This window comes from Salinibacillus kushneri (assembly GCF_900111405.1).
Lineage (GTDB): Bacteria > Bacillota > Bacilli > Bacillales > Alkalibacillaceae > Salinibacillus > Salinibacillus kushneri.
The window spans coordinates 1-20319 of record NZ_FOHJ01000020.1; the positions used below are offsets into that span (position 1 = coordinate 1).

At 29.9% G+C, this 20319-nt stretch carries 16 protein-coding genes; 12 read left to right on the forward strand and 4 right to left on the reverse strand.

The window, feature by feature from the left end; genetic code table 11:
• Window positions 1-608: PA14 domain-containing protein (locus tag BMX63_RS17285; protein ID WP_143060182.1), on the reverse strand; the 608-nt coding region annotated here is incomplete at its 3' end.
• A gap of 319 nt (window positions 609-927) precedes the next feature.
• Between BMX63_RS17285 and galU the strand changes: the two genes are divergently transcribed.
• The 10 genes from galU to BMX63_RS18225 all read left to right on the forward strand — a co-directional run bounded on the left by galU (window position 928) and on the right by BMX63_RS18225 (window position 14701).
• The gene (gene galU / locus BMX63_RS17290) at window positions 928-1800 is read left to right on the forward strand and encodes a UTP--glucose-1-phosphate uridylyltransferase GalU (RefSeq protein ID WP_093137806.1); all 873 of its coding nucleotides are present in this window, start codon (window positions 928-930) and stop codon (window positions 1798-1800) included.
• A gap of 130 nt (window positions 1801-1930) precedes the next feature.
• Entirely contained in the window at window positions 1931-3598 is a 1668-nt protein-coding gene (locus BMX63_RS17295; protein ID WP_093137808.1) for a CDP-glycerol glycerophosphotransferase family protein, read from the forward strand.
• Window positions 3599-3624: 26 nt separating this feature from the next.
• Window positions 3625-6879: a CDP-glycerol glycerophosphotransferase family protein gene (locus tag BMX63_RS17300; RefSeq protein WP_093137810.1), complete on the forward strand. Its 3255-nt coding sequence runs from the start codon at window positions 3625-3627 to the stop codon at window positions 6877-6879.
• A 17-nt stretch (window positions 6880-6896) separates the two neighbouring features.
• Window positions 6897-8072, forward strand: a complete 1176-nt coding sequence (locus BMX63_RS17305; protein WP_093137812.1) for a glycosyltransferase family 4 protein — start codon at window positions 6897-6899, stop codon at window positions 8070-8072.
• 101 nt (window positions 8073-8173) lie between these two features.
• Window positions 8174-9304: a CDP-glycerol glycerophosphotransferase family protein gene (locus BMX63_RS17310; RefSeq protein WP_245732879.1), complete on the forward strand. Its 1131-nt coding sequence runs from the start codon at window positions 8174-8176 to the stop codon at window positions 9302-9304.
• 89 nt (window positions 9305-9393) lie between these two features.
• Entirely contained in the window at window positions 9394-10218 is an 825-nt protein-coding gene (locus tag BMX63_RS17315) for an ABC transporter permease (RefSeq protein ID WP_093137816.1), read from the forward strand.
• A 15-nt stretch (window positions 10219-10233) separates the two neighbouring features.
• The gene (gene tagH / locus BMX63_RS17320) at window positions 10234-11016 is read left to right on the forward strand and encodes a teichoic acids export ABC transporter ATP-binding subunit TagH (RefSeq protein ID WP_093137818.1); all 783 of its coding nucleotides are present in this window, start codon (window positions 10234-10236) and stop codon (window positions 11014-11016) included.
• A 406-nt stretch (window positions 11017-11422) separates the two neighbouring features.
• Window positions 11423-12157 carry a WecB/TagA/CpsF family glycosyltransferase gene (locus BMX63_RS17325; protein WP_093137820.1) on the forward strand — a complete coding sequence of 245 codons (735 nt, stop codon included), beginning with the start codon at window positions 11423-11425 and terminating at the stop codon, window positions 12155-12157.
• 843 nt (window positions 12158-13000) lie between these two features.
• Window positions 13001-14059, forward strand: a complete 1059-nt coding sequence (locus BMX63_RS17330; protein WP_093137822.1) for a glycosyltransferase family 4 protein — start codon at window positions 13001-13003, stop codon at window positions 14057-14059.
• Between the two features lie 474 nt (window positions 14060-14533).
• Window positions 14534-14701, forward strand: a complete 168-nt coding sequence (locus BMX63_RS18225; protein ID WP_177167374.1) for a hypothetical protein — start codon at window positions 14534-14536, stop codon at window positions 14699-14701.
• A gap of 108 nt (window positions 14702-14809) precedes the next feature.
• Here the strand turns inward: BMX63_RS18225 and BMX63_RS17335 are convergent, their stop codons facing one another.
• The 3 genes from BMX63_RS17335 to BMX63_RS17345 all read right to left on the reverse strand — a co-directional run bounded on the left by BMX63_RS17335 (window position 14810) and on the right by BMX63_RS17345 (window position 17782).
• Window positions 14810-16366 carry a phospholipid carrier-dependent glycosyltransferase gene (locus BMX63_RS17335; protein ID WP_093137824.1) on the reverse strand — a complete coding sequence of 519 codons (1557 nt, stop codon included), beginning with the start codon at window positions 16364-16366 and terminating at the stop codon, window positions 14810-14812.
• Window positions 16367-16431: 65 nt separating this feature from the next.
• A complete protein-coding gene (locus BMX63_RS17340) occupies window positions 16432-16836 on the reverse strand; it encodes a GtrA family protein (protein WP_093137826.1) in 405 nt (134 codons plus the stop codon).
• Window positions 16823-17782: a glycosyltransferase family 2 protein gene (locus tag BMX63_RS17345; RefSeq protein ID WP_093137828.1), complete on the reverse strand. Its 960-nt coding sequence runs from the start codon at window positions 17780-17782 to the stop codon at window positions 16823-16825. The genes BMX63_RS17340 and BMX63_RS17345 overlap by 14 nt, the downstream gene beginning before the upstream one ends.
• Window positions 17783-18189: 407 nt before the next feature.
• Here BMX63_RS17345 and BMX63_RS17350 point away from each other — a divergent pair, with 407 nt between their 5' ends.
• Both BMX63_RS17350 and BMX63_RS17355 read left to right on the forward strand, forming a co-directional pair.
• Window positions 18190-18513 carry a hypothetical protein gene (locus BMX63_RS17350; protein WP_093137830.1) on the forward strand — a complete coding sequence of 108 codons (324 nt, stop codon included), beginning with the start codon at window positions 18190-18192 and terminating at the stop codon, window positions 18511-18513.
• Window positions 18497-20050, forward strand: coding sequence for an LTA synthase family protein (locus BMX63_RS17355; RefSeq protein WP_093137831.1), 1554 nt, complete (start codon window positions 18497-18499; stop codon window positions 20048-20050). The genes BMX63_RS17350 and BMX63_RS17355 overlap by 17 nt, the downstream gene beginning before the upstream one ends.
• The last annotated feature ends 269 nt before the right edge of the window (window positions 20051-20319 follow it).

Consider the following 20319-nt stretch of genomic DNA (forward strand, 5'->3'; position numbering starts at 1 on the left):
CCCGATGCAGGTGACTTAGCGTTTCCCCAATCAAAATTCAGGTTCGGGATTTGGGGGTCGTACCCAGTAAGAGAACCCTGACCTGATAAATCATCGTTAGGAAAAACAACGCCATACCAGCGATTGTCCCTGTGCAGGTCATCTAAGGAAAAATCCAGACTTGCTTCACCCGCAGTCTCTTTCACATCAACTCGGATGGAATGTTTACCTTTGGAAAGGAAAAGAGCTTGTTCCACTCTTTGGGTAGATCCCGAGTCATTCCAGTTATCGATGTATAAATTTCCATCAACATATACCCGAATACCAGCATTAGCAGTTGTAATAATATTATAGGCACCTTCATCAACATTGATATTTCGCTTATAAGTAGCAGAGAAGGTAGTATTAGCCGGAATATTTTTAGCGGGTGATAAGGTATTACCCCAATAAAAATTAATATTTTTTGTAGTAGTTTGGTCTACTGGTGTACCTTCTAAATTATCATTTTGATACATCTCGACATCCCAATTATTTGAATCCGCACTTACAACATTGTTAAAGGACATGAAAATAACTAGAATGAAAAATCCGTTTGAAAAGAGTAATTTGCTATTTAATTTTAATTTCAAATCTTTATTTTCCTCCTTTCCATATATTAATAGATTCAAGTCTAATATTATATTATTTAGTCGAAAAAGTTAAGTTGAAATATTAATAAACATGAAAAATATACAGAATATAGGTTTGGCTATTTGTTTCAATTATCCTTGAGGTTTGAAAACAGAAGATTAATCCCTTATAAAATTATCTTGATGATTTAGATAACGTATAACTTACCTTGACAATTTATTTTAATAATTGAATAATAACAAGAGATAAATTTAAGTAGTGGGAAATATATAGATAATGAATATTAAATAGAAAACTTTTATAAGGGGTGCGCAAAATATGACAAAAGTTAAAAAGGCAATAATTCCTGCTGCTGGGTTAGGAACAAGATTTTTGCCAGCAACTAAGGCTATGCCAAAAGAAATGTTACCAATAGTAGATCAACCTACAATCCAATATATAGTGGAAGAGGCTGTAGAATCGGGGATAGAGGATATAATAATTGTTACAGGTAAAGGAAAGAGGTCAATAGAAGATCATTTCGACAATGCATTTGAATTGGAAAATAATTTATTCCAAAAAGGTAAATTTGAGTTATTAGAAAAAGTCAGACAACCATCCAAAGTGGATATACATTATATACGTCAGAAAGAGCCTAAAGGACTAGGGCATGCAGTTTGGTCTGCTCGGAAATTTATAGGGTCAGAGCCATTTGCTGTTTTATTAGGAGATGATATTGTACGAGCTGAAAACCCTTGTCTTAAACAATTAATAGATGCATACGAAGAAGTGGAGTCTTCGGTAATAGGTGTTCAACAAGTGCCTGAAGAACAGACAAATAGATATGGTATTATAGACCCTATAAAGCAAGATGGGAGACTATATGAAGTGAAAAATTTCATTGAAAAACCTGTAACTAAAGATGCTCCTTCAAATGTTGCTATAATGGGTAGATATGTATTGACTCCTGAAATATTTGATTTTCTTGAAAAACAAGAATTAGGATCAGGTGGAGAAGTGCAATTAACTGACGCTATTCAAAAACTTAATAGGATTAGGAAAGTATATGCATTTGATTTTGAAGGAACTCGATACGATGTAGGAGAGAAGCTAGGTTTTATAAAAACCACTATTGAAATGGCATTATTGAGAGATGATATGAATGAGGAAATGAAGCATTATTTGAGGGAATTAGTTAATACTAATTTATAAATCTGTTTCAATCAAGAATTATGATAGAAATTTGTACTTAAGGCATAACCTTAATAAAGTAATGGTTATGCTTTTTTACCGTATGGGAATTATTAGATTTAACATTATAGGAAAGAGTGTAGATTTAAACATGGAAGAAACTAATACTAATTGCACAGTGAAACATCAAATATCTTCATTTGAGCGAATAAAAGGTAGATGGTATTTTACGTTAAATGTTAAATCAGAAAATGAATTAATCATAAAAGATGTCATTCTAAAAAAAAGAAAAGAAGATAGAATTTTTTCTGTAAATTTCTTTATTCTAAAGGATTCTCAATTCAAAATGAAACTGTCGTTCGAATACAATCCATCATATTTGGGTGATGAATCTGACTATTGGGATTTTTATTTAGAAGTATCAGTTTCGGGAAAGAAAAAGAGAGTGAGAATTGGAAATCCCAGTTATTTCGTTATAAAAAAAATTAATTATAGACTACATTCAAGTTATTTTTATGGAGACTCCTTAATTTATCCATATATAACAGTTAAGAATAGGTTGAGTATATGTATTAGACATAAAACCATTTATGATAACAAAGTACATCTTTTGAAAGAGAAACTTGCGTTTATAATTTATAACATGTTCAAATTTTACTGGGATAAGAAACATATAAAACTGATATATGAAAAATTTAGTAATACTGCCCAGGACAATTCTTATTATTTATTTAAATTTTGTTACGGTAACCATTTTAAGGAGAACATCTTTTATGTTATAAACAAACATTCAAACGACGCGAGATTTCTTGATGAATTTAAAGATAGAACTTTGGATTTTTTATCATTAAAACATTTAATTTATTTGCTTGCGTGTGATTATTTTATCTCGTCTGAATCTAAAGCACATAGTTATATTTGGAAAGAACAGAGAGGACTTATAAAGAAAGATATTGGCAGAAAGAAACATGTTTTTTTACAACATGGTGTTTTAGGTCTGAAGAAAGTTGATACCGTTTTTAAGAAGGGTAGCCCTAATGGGACTAACTTATTTAATGTGTCAGCGGTACATGAGATAAATATATTAAAAGAGCATTTAAAATATAAAGAAAATGAAATAATTTTGAGTGGACTCCCGAGATGGGACTACTTGGTAAATAAAGCTAAAAGACACAAACAAATATTAATACTGCCAACATGGAGAGATTATTTAGACGGAGTAAATTCGGAGGACTTTAAAAAGAGTGTTTTTTTTACAAGTTATGAAAAACTAATAAACTCCGAGGAACTTCATGATTTTGTAGCAAAAAATAATTTAACAATTAAATTTTGTATTCATCCACGAATGCTTAAATATCTTAAGAATTTTTCAAGTAGTAGTGAACATATTAAGGTAATACAATATGGAAAAGAGCCAATTAATAAAATGATGATGGATTCTTCCCTATTAGTCACTGATTTTTCCAGTGTTGCGTGGGATATGTTCATACAGAAAAAGCCAATTATCTTTTTTCACTTTAGAGAAGAGAATAATCCCGACAGTTATATTGATTTAGACAGAGAATTAATCGGTGATAGATGTTTTAGTGGTAAGGAAGTGGTTCAGTTATTAAAGTTTTATGCTAATAATAATTTTAAAGAGAAGTATCAATATGTTCAACGAAGGAGTCAATATTTTGGTTACTTAGACAGACATAATTCATTACGCGTTTATAAAGGAATTAAGTCCCACGAAAAACAACTTAAAAAACCAAACTTTTTGTCAAAGTTAATACAGAGTGATTTTATTCAAGGTATGAAGAATAAATTCGATATATAAACAACAAGCGAAGGGTGAGATGGATTTTGAAAGTTCAGGTTTATTTAGATAAAACCTATAACATAGATGATCAATATGTACAAATCGAAATGCTACTTAATTCGGATAATAACGAAATGATAAAAAATAAAATCAATGGACTATACCTGTTTAAGGAGAATCTAAGTGAAAAAGTTTTTTTGACAGCTAATATTACACTTAGCGGTAACAAAATTTATTGTATTGTACCAATGGAAAAATTAAATGAGTTAACTTTTGATAATAGTGGATGGAACTTTAAGTTGGAGTTAAATCTTGACAATGATAAGGTTCTCCTCAGTGTATTAAACAGACTTAAACAGAGTAAAACCATCTTGGTAAAATCAGACAAAAGAAAACTTGAATTAGTTAAAATCTATAAACAAAATAAAAGGAATTTTGAATTATGTTCCTTTAAAAAAGACATTGATTCAGTAAGAATTATTGCTGATGAAGTTGATATAATAAAAGCAAAAAATCATCAGTTAAATATAAAAAGTCGGATTAAGCCATTTGTTACGAATAAAAATTATAAATTTAATAAATTCTTTCTTTGGAAGAGTAATACTGAAATCACGGAGTTAGATAAAGTGAAAGTCGAAAAACTTCGAGATGGATATTTTTTTCAAGTCGATTTAAGCGGTTTAGCATTGTACGAAGGTGACTGGGAATTATTTGCTTCTATTGAAATAGATGAAAGTAAGTTTGTCGTAAGTGTAAAATATCAGGGAGCACAATTACAAGGTGATCTTTACAGATTATATGATAATTTCTATTTTTATAATATAGACTTTAATAACAGGAGAAATTTTGTAATTAGTACAAGAAAAGGCTCTGCAAAAAGAATGTTTTTTGTAAACGACATTAAATTACAAAGAAATCACTTACTATTAAATATAGATATTGATGCTAATATAGAGGATTTCAATATAACTGATATTGTATTTCAGAATAGAGATACGAAAAAGGAGTACAAGTATAATATTGTAAAAAAAACAGATATTCAAAATGGTACTTTATTAAAAGAAATCAATCTATATTACGCTCCTTTTATTTATGACCATTCCATTTGGGATGTGTATATAGCTTATGAACATATTGGTATAAAAAGTAGTTCAAAAGTATCTTTTTATGAAAAGGATTTAATGAATCATGATTTTATAGTATTACCTAAAACGGTGTATAATCAGGAAGGTTATCTGAAACGGTTAAGACCTTATTATACTCTAGATAAAAACCTTGCTATACTTGTAAATGAAGATGTGCTAAAATGTGATGTTTTTAAGATTACTTATGAGGAAAACAACTTAAATATTAATGGACGTTTAACTATACCAGACCTCGAATATTCTTTACTAAAAATATACTTAGAGGATGAAGAACAGCAATTAAAGTTAACAACCAATAATAAAATATATCAACAAAATGGATTTTATTATTTTGAATCTTCTTATGACTGGTCACAGTTTGATTTAGAAAATATTCAAGATAATCTTGACTTTAGTTATTATATTGATATAGATATTGTTGGTGACATATATAAAGTTCCATTAGTTTCAAACCTTGACGATATAAGGAATAAGTCTAAAATTATGATATATCCGTCATTATATAAAAACATAAATGGCTATCCAGCGGATATTAAACCTTATTATACTGAAGACAATAATTTAAAAGTATTTATTTCCAATTCACTAGATGTTCAATGTAATAAAATAGAGAGCAATAAAGATCATATTAAATTATATCTTAGAATTGAAGCACTAGATGTAATTAATAATAGTAAACCAGAATTATTATTAGAAGAGAGAAATACTGGAATGAAAATTATCGAAAAGTTAAAGAGTGAAAAGGATTGTTTCAGCGTTAAGATAAATAAAAAGTTATTACACAATCATGATGTGGATAACAAAACTGTATGGTCCCTTTTTTGCAGAGTTCAAACAAATAATCATAGTATAAAAGCCAGTATTTATTGTGATGATGCAATTTTAATTAATGGAAATTCTACATTTAAGTCGAATGCACAAGAATACAAAGGTAATTTAAAATATTCCGTCTTTATATCCAAAAAATCTAGATCTCCACAATTAGAAGTTAGAGAACTTTACATGGATGAATTCCTGGCTGGGAAAATTAAAAATTTTTTTGCGAAACTTAGTGCTAAAGTTATTGGTAAATTTGTTAAAAAACCAGTATGGTTAATTGGTGAGAATTTAGGGGAAGTAGCTCAGGATAATGGCTTTGCTTTCTTTAAGTACTGTATTGAGAATAACATTCCAGAAGATTTTTATTATATAAGCAAAGACAATAACAAAAACATCGATAATTTGGTTCCATATCAAAACAAGGTAATTAAGTATGACAGTATGAAACACTTGATTAAATACCATTTATCTGATTATTTAATAGTAGCTCATGGAATACGGGATGTTATACCTGGTTATTTCCACAGAAGAATGGGAAGGAATCCGAAAAAAGTAATCTATCTACAGCATGGAATCATTGCAATGAAAAAGTTAGATTTTAACAGCAAGTCTTATAATAGTAAAATTAGGAAGTTTGTTTCTTCGTCTACTTTTGAAAAAAATATACTGGTGAATAAAATGAACTTTAAGGAAAAGCAAATTATGATAACAGGGCTTGCTAGATTCGACTCGTTAAAGGATAATAGTATAAATAAAACAACTAGGGAAATTGTGGTTATTCCAACATGGAGAGACTGGCTTATTGACTCAAGAAATGAGTTTCTAGAATCTGACTTCTACAAAAGATACCATGATCTTTTACATGATAAAAGACTGCATTCAATCTTAGAAGAAAATAATTTAGTTTTAAAATTTTTCCCTCATATTGAGATTCAGAAGAAATATATTAAAGATTTTCAAACAACTAACAAAAGAGTCCAAATTGTAGATGTAGGTAAGGAAAGTGTCCAAGACTTGATACAGAATAGTTCTTTGATGATCTCAGACTATTCAAGTGTAATATTTGATTTTAATTATTTACAAAAACCAATTATCTTTTACCACTTTGATACAGATGAATATATGAAGTATAGAGGGTCTTATGTAGATTTAAAATCAGACCTCATTGGAGATGCCGCTTATAATCATGAAGATTTAATACAATATATACAAGAATATATTCAAAACAATTTCGAGTATAAAGAGAAATATGCTATACAATCTAAAAAGTACTATAATTTTAAAGACCGAAATAATTCAAAAAGAATATATGACGAAATCAAGAAGTTATATTAATTATGAGGTGAAGATTCGTGAAAATTACTTTTCTTGTATATAATATTTTCGGCATAGGTGGTACTGTTAGAACAGTCGCTAATACTGCCAATTATTTTGCCTCGATGGATTATGATGTAGAAATAATAAGCGTAAGAAGAACTAGAAAGAAGCCAACTTTTAAATTTCATAAGAAGGTAAAGATTACACATTTGTTTGATGCAAGAAGGGGAATGCTCTTTGGGAAAAACACACCATTGTATAAAAAATTAATAAAGAGAATTTTGCTAAAAATACCGAGTAGATATATTGATAAAACTGAAGATTTATATCATATGTTTAATTTTTTTGTGGATTTGAAGATTATTTCAGCATTGAAAAAAATTAATAAGGGTGTATTAATAACAACTATTCCTTCCTTTAATATATTGGCAACAAAATTTGTGAGTAAGAATGTTATAAAAATTGGTCAAGAACATAAATATTTTGAAGGTCATGATTCAAGCTTACAAAGGAAAATCAAAAAATATTATGATAAATTAGATGCATTAGCTTGCCTAACCGATTATGATATAGAAAGGTTTAGAAAAAATCTAAAAGGTGAAGTTGATATTTACAAAATAGAGAATGCAACACACCTTCCACCAGATAATGCTGCATTAGATTCAAAAGTAATTATGGCGGCTGGAAGGTTTGTGTATCAAAAGGGTTTTGATTTATTAATACCGGCTTTCTCGCGTGTTATTGAGAAGCATCCTGAATGGAAACTTAAAATTTTTGGTGCGGGTCAGGATGAACCCCTGCTTAGAGAGAAAATCTTTGAGGAAGAGGCTTATAATAATATTTTCCTAATGCCTAAAACAAATGATGTAATTGGAGAAATGATTAAGTCATCAGTTTATGTATTAAGCTCAAGATATGAGCCATTCGGTATGGTTATAATAGAAGCTATGTCAGTAGGACTACCATGTGTGAGCTTTGCCTGTTCAGGACCAAAAGAAATTATTAGAAACAATGAAGATGGTATCTTAGTTGAAGAAGGGAATATCGAACAACTTTCTGAAGCATTATTAAAGATGATAGAAAATGAAAATTTAAGAAAAGAAATGGGGAGAAATGCCAAGAAAAATGTTGAAAGGTATACCTTTAATGTCATAGGGGAAAAGTGGCAGGCTTTATTAAAAGAACAAGAACAGAAAAAGGCTAAGGAATGAATTTGATTTTGGATATGGAGAGATTGAAAATGCACTCGTTCGTTAAGAAAATAAAAAATTCTAGATACACAAAAATAGTGTATAAAATGGTTTTTTTTCTTTTGGCAAAATTGCCTGCTAAAAAGAATACGATTGTGTTTGAAAGCTTTTCTGGAAAGCAATATAGTGATAATCCAAGAGCAATTTATGAATACATGAGGACCCAAGGTATACGCTATACTATGTATTGGAGTGCGGACAAGAGACATATTAATAAATTTGTGGGGCGAGATCTAAACTATATTAAAAGATTTTCTATCAAATGGCTATTTATAATGGCTCGATCAAAATATTGGGTTATTAATAGTAGGTTACCTTTGTGGATACCTAAGCCTAAACATACGGTATATTTACAAACTTGGCATGGTACCCCTTTAAAAAAATTAGGTGTTGATATTGGAGAAGTCCATATGCCTGGTACCTCTACAGTAAAGTATAGGGAAAACTTTGAAAAGGCATCAAAGAAGTGGGATTTTTTAATTTCACCTAATGCTTACTCAACAGATATTTTCAAACAAGCCTTTAATTTCAATAAGAAATTAATAGAAACAGGGTACCCTCGTAACGATTATTTGATAAATAATAATAATGAAGAGAAGATTAATGAGTTAAAAAAAAATTTGGATATTCCTCTTAATAAAAAAATATTACTTTATGCACCTACATGGAGGGATAATAACTATTATTCTGTTGGTAAATACAAATTTCAAATGAAATTAGATATTAATAAATTAAAGAAAGAATTAGATGATGAATTCGTATTAATATTGAGAATGCATTACTTAGTTGCTGAAGATATAGATATTAGTAATTTTGATGGTTTTGTTTATAATTTATCTGATTATGAAGACATAAGAGATTTATACTTAATTTCAGATACTTTAATTACTGATTATTCCTCAGTATTTTTTGATTATGCCATATTAAAACGACCAATTATTTTCTTTGTATATGATTTGGAAGAATACAGAGATACACTTAGAGGTTTTTATTTTGATTTTGAAAATAGAGCACCGGGAAAACTTACCAAGACTACTGATGGGATTATAGAACAGATAAATAATATTCAATCAGGTAGCTATCCCCTTCCGAACAATTATAATGAATTTTATAGTATGTTTTGTATGCTTGAAGATGGTTATGCTTCAAAACGTGTAATTGAAAGAGTTTTTGATGATATTTATGAAAAGTAAGGATTTCGTTATTAATATGGAACGTGTTATATTGTAATTAAACAAATTATATCTTTATGATTATTATGTTAGGTAGGTAAATTACAAACATGAAATCTGCTATTAAAATAATAAGAGAACAAATAAATCATTTTTATTTAGTTCGAAGGCTTTCATTATATGAACTTAAAAGTAAAAATAAAAATAATTATTTAGGTATGACTTGGGAAATACTAAATCCAACAATACAAATTCTTATATATTGGTTTGTATTTGGAACGCTACTTGGGAGGGAACCCATAGAAGTTGACGGAAAAGGTATCCCATTTGTTTACTGGCTTATGGCTGGTTTCTTTATGTGGATTTTTTTCTACCAATCGACTATACAAGGCTCTAAATCAATTTTTTTACGGTTAAAGATGTTATCTAAGATGAATTTCCCTATAAGTATCATACCTACTTATGTGATTTTTTCGCAGTTTTATATCCATTTACTTTTACTTTTTATAACCATAAGTATTTATCAATTTGCTGGTTACTTTATAAGTATATATTCCATTCAACTTATATACTTTATGTTTGCTGCTTTTTGTTTATTTATTTCAATTGCTCTTATCACATCAACGCTTTCAACAATAGTAAGAGATGTGCATATGCTTTTGAATTCAATATTAAGAATGATGTTGTATTTATCAGGAGTTTTATGGCCTATTTCCATGCTAAAGGATTATCCTTCTATTGTAATGACTCTTATGAAAATGAATCCCCTTTTTTATATTATAGAAGGTTATCGTGCTGCTTTTTTTACAAATGACTGGTATTTTATTGAAAATTGGCAATATACACTTTATTTTTGGGGATTAGTACTTCTTTTATTTCTTTTCGGATCAATGTTGCATATAAAGTTCCGGAGACATTTTATTGATTTCTTATAAAGGTTTGTGAGGAAAATGGAAAAAGCTATTAAAGTAAAAAATGTTTCAAAAAAGTATAAATTATATAATAGAAATAAAGAACGCGTTTTAGATTTGATAACACCAAAGCAATATGGGGAGGATTTCTACGCACTTTCAAATGTTAATTTTGAGGCTGAAAAAGGAGATATTGTTGGTTTTGTAGGAATCAATGGATCCGGAAAATCAACATTATCTAATATATTAGCTGGTATTGTTCCGGAAACTTCTGGAACTGTGGAGATCAATGGACAAGCATCTCTAATTGCTGTTTCGGCTGGTCTCAATAATCAATTAACAGGTAGAGATAATATTGAACTAAAGTTACTAATGTTAGGACTTAATAAGGATAAGATTAAAGAGTTAGAACCACATATAATAGAATTTTCTGAATTAGATAAGTTTATTGATCAACCTGTAAAGTCCTATTCAAGTGGAATGAAATCTAGGTTAGGATTTGCTATTTCAGTTAATGTAGATCCAGATATATTAATTATTGATGAAGCTTTATCAGTAGGAGATAAAGCATTTGCTGAAAAGAGTTTAAATAAAATGAAAGAATTTAAGGAACAAGGGAAAACGATGATATTTGTTAGTCATTCTCTAGGCCAGATGAAAGAGTTTTGTGAGAAAATTCTTTGGCTCGAGTTTGGTAAAGTAAAAGACTTTGGGACAGTAGAAGAAGTTCTTCCTAAGTATGAGGAGTTTTTGAACAAGTATAAAAAGATGTCTAAAAAAGAAAAAACTGACTATAGAGAAGCAGCGTTAACGAGAAGATAGAGATTGTCGGGCTTGTCAATAATTTTGTGTAAATCCCTTTTCAGTAGATCATAGCGGTAGCTGCTTGTTCTTATTATTTTGCCTGATAAAATCTAGTTCTTCCTTGTGATATGTACGGTCTCTTTTTCGACTCTCTAACGTCGAAATTAGACTATGAGTGGTATTCCATCCCATCCCAATAAATGGACACAAAATGTTCTTTCATCTTTTGTTCATGAAAGGCCCTGCACCTTTGCGACAGTTACTTAACTTTTAAACCGTTTGTTTAGAATAGTAATCTATACATTCAGACATACAACATTAAGTATAGATAGTAAAAACATTAATTGTAAGATACACAAAAAGATGTCATAATAATATTAATATACGTTTTTAATTACGAACTAGAGTTGAAGGGGTTAAAAAAATGCCCAATACAGAAAATATAATAAAAATTATGGACATCCCTCTCTTTAACATAAATAAGGAAGATTTAATATCTTTTTATATTCACCCTGATTTATTATATGAGAACAAAAGATTCATGGTTACTGCAAATCCGGAAATTGTTATGCGAACTAGAGAAGATAAAAAATATAAGAGAGCTATACAAACAGCAGATTATATTATTCCTGATGGTGCAGGAATAATTGTAGCATCAAAAATAATGGGGCAGCCTATTAAAGAGAGAATTCCTGGTATAGAGATGATGACTCATTTAATTGAATATGCAGAGGAGAAAGGCTTAACCTGCTATTTTTTAGGCGCAAAGGATGGGGTTGTACAAAAAATGATATACAATTTAAAAGCTCAGTACCCTAAAATAAAAATAGCAGGTTATAATCACGGATATATCTCTTTAGATAATCAAGAAGTGGTCAATGAAATTAAATCCCTTAGACCAGATCTAGTATTTGTTGCACTTGGATTTCCAAAACAGGAAAAATGGATAGCACGCCATTATCATGAGTTTGATAAGGGTTTATTTATGGGCGTAGGCGGAAGCTTTGACATCTTTGGAGGAGAAGCAAAACGGGCTCCGGAAGGCTGGATAAAGTTAAACTTAGAGTGGTTTTATCGCTTATTAAAACAGCCGTTTAGGTGGAAAAGAATTATAAAAGTATTCGAATTTTTATTTCGAATCATTCTTAGAAAATATTAACAAGGGACGATTCTATAACTGTTTAGACTAGTCTTTTTTTAAGTGTGCCCGGCATATGCATATTTTAGGTCGTATTGTATATGGATTATCTTTTTATGGACGAATGTGATGGGTTTTAAAAGATAATTTAAATTCGATATATCAAAAACAATGCCAATCTTCTCATATAGGTTAAAGCCATATTTCTTCTTAATATAACTGGGCTTTTCATCTCTATTCACAAGTATCATCATACAATTAAAATAAATATATTCCAGAAGAATAAATAATAAAGCTGAGTGAACATTCAAGAATCCAACAGCTTGAATATGATAAAGAAGTAAAAATTAACTCAGATAAGTTGTAGATTGTCTAATATAAAAGTACAAGCTAATAAGAAAATATAAAACAAACTTTACTGGACAAAAGACAAACATGTAATCCCATAGTATTTGGTCATATAAGGCCATAATTAGCTTGCATAATCAAGCGATTTGTGGAGGATGTTGGAATGGTAAATTTTCTCTCAAAAGACATATTATAATGGCTGAATGGCTGCAATATTGAACCGTATTTCCTGCAATGTTAAAAATGTTTGATGAGAAAATTCATCAAGCATTTTTTTATTTATGTTGTAATTTCCCCATACATATTGTATCTTTATTAAAGAATAAATAGAATTATAGAGATTTAAATCAAAAGACGAAATCCAAAATGAATGAAACTAATAAAAAGGTCAATACGTCTAAACTTAAGAAAGCTTACGCAAAAACCCTCAAAAAATATTTTACCAGTTTCGTAATTTTATGAATGTGTACATGTAATAGGTATTAGTATCCCTGTTCATCGTGAAGGAGGATCCCAATGGAATACATCGCTTTGATTTTGTTATCTTTAGTGTTTTCATTAATATTGACACCACTTGTTAAAAAGTTAGCTATTAAAATAAATGCTGTTGACCAGCCAAATGAAAGAAAAGTTCATAAAAGAGTGATGCCCCGAATGGGAGGATTAGCAATATATGTAAGCTTCCTATTGGGAGTCTTGATCCTTTCCCCCGAGGGGATTCATATTTGGCCGGTAATGATAGGTGCTACTTTTATCGTGATTCTTGGGTTATTAGATGATTTATACCAACTCTCAGCAGGAATTAAATTTGGAGGACATTTGATTGCTGCGTTTACTGTTGTATTAAGTGGTATTCAAATCGACTTCATTACGATTCCATTTGGACCAAGAATTGAATTTGGTTTGTGGAGTATCCCAATTTCTGTGCTTTGGATTGTAGCTATCACGAATGCTATTAATCTTATAGATGGATTAGATGGCTTGGCATCTGGTGTCTCAGCGATTGCTCTGATTACCATTTCCGGCATGGCTCTTTCCATGGGTAGCATATTCGTCGCATTTCTTGGGTTGTTACTCTTAGGAAGCACTCTAGGATTCTTGTTTTATAACTTTAATCCAGCCAAGATTTTTTTGGGAGATACAGGATCATATTTTCTTGGGTACATGATTAGTGTATTATCGATTTTAGGTTTATTTAAAAATCTAACTTTCTTCTCAATTATTGTACCGATTATCATTTTAGGTGTACCTCTTGTAGATACCACCTTTGCTATTATTCGCCGTATGGTAAAAGGTAACCCTTTGAGTGCGCCGGATAAGTCACACTTACATCATTGTTTAATTAGATTAGGTTACAGTCATAGAAAATCGGTCCTGATGATTTATGGATTAAGCGGAATTTTTAGTTTGGCTGCAATTATTTTTACTCGTAGCACGATGTGGGGATCGATGATTATTCTCTTGATGTTAGCCGTACTTATTGAGCTTACCGTAGAGATTACTGGACTGATTAGTCAAAACTATCGACCAATGTTAAATTTAGTGTATGGTAAACGAAAATCAAAATTAAAATAGAGATGAGGTTAGAGTTGATATTGGTTCAACTCTAATTTTTGGCTTGAAATATATGTTTGGGTACGAAAAATTCAAAATGAAGACTTCAGTAAACGATTCTATGAAGGCATTCAATTTTGGAACGCTAAAAAGGCAATCTATAGAGTAAAGGCCCTAATTACCCGAACATGGAGATCATGTTAAGATAGGAGACCTTTAAAGCAGCTGTTGAATAAGCGTTGGGATGTTCGGTTGTGGTAGCAGATCGATTTACACCGTCACTCAAAAGTCTCTGTTTCGCATTATCATTGGATTTCTACACAGATTAGTTTAACACCTAAATATTTACGATCCCCAAGTTGAAATCTTTATTTTAGTTACGAATAGTTACTAACTTATAAAACTAGTTGAAAAAGTCTATCAAACGTTGTAAAATAATGGGTAGATATAGAAAAAAATGTCTTTGGGGGAATACTAGAGAAAGTAGTGAGCTACATGACTAACGAAAAAAGAGAATTTGCTGCTATTCTTGAAAAGCTTTATTGGAATGGAGAAAAGTCAACATCAAGTATAGACGCCATTATGAAAGATCTCAAACTTGACTTGAAGAGGTACATAAACAACACCAAACTGGATATAGTAAACAAAAAATCATTGGAATGAAATGAAATTCCGCCTCAAATATTGTTAAAGCGATATTTGAGGCGGTTTTATTTGGATAATAATAAATTAGGTCAGGAGTGGGAGTATAAGGTGACAGGTACCAACCACCTATTCTAAATAGTACACATGGCAGTATCCATAATTATTAAGCTTTTTATATGTTTCAATATTAGGAAGCTTCTTAACTATTGAATTTATAATTAATTTATCCTTAGAGTGAATATACACAACAAAATCGCTATTATCTGTATTTTGATAAAGAGATTCGAGATCCTTCATATTATAAAAAGTTACACTTTTATAATGAGATAATTCAACATAATTAGTAGGGATTTTCCATGTTTTATCATATATATAAATGCTGTTTTTATTACTATATTTCTCTGCTATTTCCACTGCTTTTTCACTATTTAAGATTAAGTATTCAAAAGATGTTGTTTTTATATAACCATTTATACTAATTAAAAACAACATCGTACAAACAATAAATATAGATACTTTTTTGGAGAAATAAAGTTTTACTGATTGGAAAACTACAGATACAAAAATAAGTATTACTACAGGGAAAATTGGCTGTAAATACCTTTCTGCTGAATATATAGCAATCTTAGAAATAAGTAAGAAATATAAAGAACAGGCGATTAACAGGAAAACAATTTTAAATAAAAATTGGTTATTTAACACCTTAGAAATTCTCTTCTTACGTAGTAGGTTGGTTATAAAAGCAATACAGATAACAATAACAAAAAATAATAAATAACCTCCAAATAAATTTTTACTAATTACATTCCAAAAAAATTTAATGGAATGCAGGTATCCATTCATATTTATTAAGTTATCTATAGATTCTTCTCCACGACTTCCTCCTCCTAAAATGTGCTTATAAATACTTGGGAAAATAATAAGGACGGTGATAATTGTTAGTAGATATGTACATATATAAATAAATAATTCTTTAAACCTTTTTCTGTACAGTAAAACTAAAACAAATAATGAACAAATGAAGAAAGTAAAAACTATAAAATAATAATGAGTTAAAGCTCCAGCTAGAGATACTGCAAACAAAGTTAGAAAAAACTTGTAGTTTTTAGTGGATATAGAATGAATATACTTTATGTGAATAAAGGATATTAATAAACAAAAGAACATTGTCATTATATACATTCTAATAAACATCATATCTGAGATTATTCCTGGATTAATTGCCCAGAATAAACCGGTGATATAAGCAATAGCTTTATTATTCGTTAAAAGAAGAGTAAATTTATATAGTATTAAAATAATAAGAGCATTAAAGAGTATGTTAACTCCAATTCCAATATATTTACTGAATTCACCTGGCATAAATGAACTAATAGTATGGATGATTGCATAATAAAAGGGAGGATGTACATCATTGGCCTGATTTCTCCATACATTTTTATAATCAAATTTTGTTCCAACCGATGTGGATAGAAAACTTTCTTGAAACTGTCCATAGGAATCATATGTTTCACCTGGATTGATGTTAATATAACTTGTACTGTTAGAAAGGCTATAGGTTAAAAGTTCGTCAATATGATAGTTTATTTTTTGAGTGGACATAATAATGATAATTATAGTCGAGAGTAGAACAATAGAAATAAGCGCGATATTGTTTTTGATTAATTTGGCATTATTCCCCATTTTGCATAAACTCCGTTTCTTAATATTAAGCTAATGTTATAATAATTTGCGACCTCTGTTCATTATCAATCAACTTCCTTGTTAGAAAATACAAACCATTTACTGGTTATATAGTTAAATATTATAACTACTATGTTTGCAATTATTTTTGCCACCAAGTCGTCTAAGTATAGAAAAAATTCAATTATTATATACATAACAAGCAAGTCAACTAATAGTGAAAGAATACGGTAATGAACGAAAAGAAAAAAGCGTTTGATATTTTGAATAATATCATCGTATCCAGCTCTAAATACGTATTTTTTATTGGTAAAGTAAGCGAACAATACTGCTGCAATCCAGGCAAGAGCTGTTGAGAACTGGTAATTTAGTGAAATAACCTTAGTCAAAAAAACATAAACGAGAAAATTAATTAATGTAGTTAAAATACCAAAAATAATGTAATTAGTGATTTCTTTACTCATTTTCATGTACAACTAAATCCTTATTATCATTATATTCTTGAACTAAATACACCGGTCTTTTTTTTGTTTCATTGAAAATACGGCCTAAATACTCTCCTATAATACCAAGAGAAAGTAATTGAATCCCGCCCAGGAATAGGATCACACTCATTAAAGAAGGATAACCAGAAACTGACTCACCCAACACAAGCGTTTTAATAATAATAACAAACATATAAATAAAAGCTCCAATTGAAATCAATAATCCTAAATATGATGAGAGTTTTAATGGATAAGTTGTAAAAGAAGTTATTCCCTCAATGGCTAAATTAAATAATTTAGTATAATTCCATTTTGTATTTCCTGCAAGACGTTGATCTCTACTAAATAAAACTTCCTTTTTCTTAAATCCAAGCCAGCTAAATAAACCTTTAGTATATCTCTGTGATTCTCTTATTTGTCGCAGGGCATTTATGCATCGGCGGTCAAGCAAACGAAAATCCCCAGTATCTTGCTGGATTGGTATAGTTGTTGTCTTCTTTAAAAGTCTATAAAATGCTTTTGATGTCGACTTTTTTAACCACGTTTCTCCCTGACGATCTATCCGTTTTGCATAGACATCATCATAGCCTTGTTCCCAGTAAGAAATCATGTCGTAAATTAATTCGGGTGGGTCCTGCAAATCAGCATCTATAATTACCACTGCATCACCCTTAGAATAATCAAATCCTGCCAGCATGGCTACCTCTTTACCAAAGTTTCTTGACAAATCTATATAAGAAATCCTGTGATCTGAATTCCTCAATTTTTTTATAATTGCTAGAGTCTTATCAATACTCCCATCATTAACGAATAATATTTCAAAGTTGTACTCATCTGTCCTTTTTGTAACTTCATTTACTCTACTGTAGAATTCTTCTATTACTTGTTCTTCATTATAGACAGGTACCATAATAGTTATTAATTTTTTCATTTTGACCTCCTCTAGTTTTTTACTCAACGTTTGATTATTTATCTAAGGGGGGCGTAGATAGTAATTGATACCTATTTTAATCGCTAAATTCAACATAATATTGTAACATATTTGTTATTTTCATGCTTAATTGTGAATGTGCAATTAGATAGTTATTATCTTATTATGTAGTATACCCGTGGATAAGGAATATTAAAGGTGACAATGGAAGGCGACATAGATGATTAAATGTAAAAAATACTTTACGTATATAAAATATTCTGTTTACAAGTAAGATTTAAGAATAGTGGAGGATTGAATTGTGGTTACAAACACTTACACATACTAAGTTTAAGTTTATGTAAAAATATGTGATAATAATAAATGATTTGTAAAGATTCTGTAAAGATGATTGGTGGGGTGAAAAAGTGACATTTAATGAAGTTATGGCATTAATAATGCCTTCTGTTATTGGATTATTATTTTATTCCAAGATTATTCAGCGGAGTATTACATGGTTTGAAGTATTAAGTAATCTCGCTTTACTTATAGTGATTACAAATTCCATATGCTACGGGTTATTAATTTTTATTTTTAACAGAACTACACTGTTATTTAGTATTTTGTTCACAATGAAATACAGTATCTTAGCGACTTTGATTTCAGTAGTAATTGCCTTCATATACCGGTTTATTGAATTAAATGTAAAAATAAAAGTAAAAGTGGAATCTCAAAATGAAAAAAATAATTAATATAGTTGCATCTTTTCTAACATTTATACTCTTAAGTATTGCAGCATTAATATGTGCTACTGCAAAGTATATAAGTAATAATTTTGCAAATCAAGGCATAGATGAAATGATTTTTTATCTAATGAGTGGTATAGAAGGTACATCAAACGATGTTTTTGTTACGGCCATTAAACAAGGAACACTTCCATTTTTATTGATTTTTTCCTTCTTATTAATTCCTTTTATTAAATTTAAAAAGAGGGAACATATTATATCTTTAGAAATTAGAAATAAAAAAATAGATATCCATATATTCCCTCTTAGGAAATTAAGACTAATATATGCTTTTTTAGTTATGTTAGTGTCGCTATTTTTAAGTTATAAGTTACTTGGATTTGATCATTATTTAGAGCAATTAGACCAGCAATCCACATTTATAAGTAAAGAATATGTAAGTGGCAGGGATGTAGCCATAAACTTTCCAGAAAAAAAGAGAAATTTAATTATTTTATATTTAGAGTCTATGGAAAATTCGCTGATTGATAAGAAAAGTGGTGGTGGCTGGGATTATACCGTAATCCCCGAATTAGAGAAGTTAGCAAAAGAAAATATAAACTTTTCTAACACAGATCTAATTGGCGGAGCGTTTCCTGTTACGGGTACAGATTGGACTGTTGCAGCACTCACATCCACTACTTCCGGTTTGCCATTAAAAATTCCGGTAAATCAGAACCTTTATAGAAATTCAGATAACTTTATGCCAGGTGCATATACTTTAGGAGATATATTAAATAAAGAGGGATATAATTTAGAAGTTATGTTTGGTTCTGATGCGAGTTTTGGTGGACGTAGGAACTACTATGAAAGTCATGGTAACTATAAGATATTTGATTTAAATACGGCTATAAAAGAAGGGAAAATGGAGAAAGGTGATAAGGTCTGGTGGGGATTTGATGATACGCATTTATTTAAGTGGGCAAAAGAAGAAATAACTTCTTTAGCTCGTTCAGATCAACCTTTTAGTTTTTCCTTTTTGACCGCGAACACCCATTTTACTGATGGATATTTGGAAAGTGGGGCAGATGATAAATTTAATACTCAATATGAAAATGTCTATGCTTACTCATCTGAACAGGTAAATGAATTTATAAAATGGTTACGAGATCAAGATTTTTACGAAGAGACCACTCTAGTAATAATGGGAGACCACCTCAGTATGCAAGGTGGTGGATTCTTCCCAACGTATACTTATGAAGGTTATAAACGAACCATTTACAATACATTTTTGAATACAGCAGTTGAGCCTGATAAAGAAAAAAACAGATTTTTTTCCTCTTTAGATATGTATCCTACTATTTTGGCAAGTATTGGAGTAGAAATAGAGGGAAATCGATTAGGATTAGGAACCAATTTGTTTTCAGAAAGAAGAACGTTAATTGAGGAATTTGGATTTAAACACGTAAATAAACATCTTGATAGACAATCAAATTATTACAATAAAAACATTTTGAAGGATGATTATTTAGAGTTAATAAAGCAAGCAAATGGCAATAAATAGGCTGGCTGTTATGTATTTTTTATGGTTTACTAATTTTACTAATCAGTATAATTTGTACAGCAGTTCTAGTTATATAAAAACAGCTTGGCAAAAATAATAATTTTAATGCTACTAAGTTTAAGTCAATGTTTTATTTACTATAAATACAGAGAGTAAATGTACTGGTACGATGTTCGGCAAAAGTCACTAGGTGGTATATCGTTTTAGGAGGGATTTACAAAAAAGGCCAAAAAACAGTGGGCTCCAACCCGCTGTTTTCATCCTCCGCT

Bases quoted from the DNA above. Each gene is read 5' to 3' on its own strand.
- galU (WP_093137806.1), top strand. From the start codon at position 928: ATGACAAAAGTTAAAAAGGCAATAATTCCTGCTGCTGGGTTAGGAACA.
- BMX63_RS17295 (WP_093137808.1), top strand. From the start codon at position 1,931: ATGGAAGAAACTAATACTAATTGCACAGTGAAACATCAAATATCTTCA.
- BMX63_RS17315 (WP_093137816.1), top strand. From the start codon at position 9,394: ATGAAATCTGCTATTAAAATAATAAGAGAACAAATAAATCATTTTTAT.
- tagH (WP_093137818.1), top strand. From the start codon at position 10,234: ATGGAAAAAGCTATTAAAGTAAAAAATGTTTCAAAAAAGTATAAATTA.
- BMX63_RS17325 (WP_093137820.1), top strand. From the start codon at position 11,423: ATGCCCAATACAGAAAATATAATAAAAATTATGGACATCCCTCTCTTT.
- BMX63_RS17330 (WP_093137822.1), top strand. From the start codon at position 13,001: ATGGAATACATCGCTTTGATTTTGTTATCTTTAGTGTTTTCATTAATA.
- BMX63_RS18225 (WP_177167374.1), top strand. From the start codon at position 14,534: ATGACTAACGAAAAAAGAGAATTTGCTGCTATTCTTGAAAAGCTTTAT.
- BMX63_RS17335 (WP_093137824.1), bottom strand. From the start codon at position 16,366: ATGGGGAATAATGCCAAATTAATCAAAAACAATATCGCGCTTATTTCT.
- BMX63_RS17340 (WP_093137826.1), bottom strand. From the start codon at position 16,836: ATGAAAATGAGTAAAGAAATCACTAATTACATTATTTTTGGTATTTTA.
- BMX63_RS17345 (WP_093137828.1), bottom strand. From the start codon at position 17,782: ATGAAAAAATTAATAACTATTATGGTACCTGTCTATAATGAAGAACAA.
- BMX63_RS17355 (WP_093137831.1), top strand. From the start codon at position 18,497: ATGAAAAAAATAATTAATATAGTTGCATCTTTTCTAACATTTATACTC.